1 protein-coding gene is annotated in these 277 nt (G+C 66.1%); it reads left to right on the top strand.

All coding sequences use genetic code 11. The features are described from left to right. Positions 1-10: 10 nt before the first annotated feature. On the top strand, positions 11-277 hold a 267-nt coding region (locus tag SB753_RS36905; protein WP_410805085.1), incomplete at its 3' end, for a helix-turn-helix domain-containing protein.

Below are 277 nucleotides of genomic sequence, written 5' to 3'. Positions count from 1 at the left end.
ACCACTGCCTATGCCTCCAACCGCCCGCTCCAGTTCGATCCGCAAGGATGCCGATTCCGCCGAACCGCTCGATCCCGCCGACGACGATGCCGCCGACCAGCACGACAGCGAGCAAGGCATCGAGCACGACGGCGGCGAGGAAAAACTGCGCTCGGGCATCCAGTCAATCGAAGTCGGGTTCCGTCTGCTCGACGTGCTCACGCACGAGCCGCGCGCGATGATGCTGCGCGATCTCGCGCAGCGCGCGGGCATGAGTCCGGCGAAAGCGCACCGTTAT

It is taken from the genome of Paraburkholderia sp. SIMBA_053 (assembly GCF_046534895.1).
GTDB classification, from domain to species: Bacteria; Pseudomonadota; Gammaproteobacteria; order Burkholderiales; family Burkholderiaceae; genus Paraburkholderia; species Paraburkholderia caledonica.
Note: the sequence above shows the minus strand (reverse complement) of the source record. Positions and strands in the feature narration are given on the sequence as shown.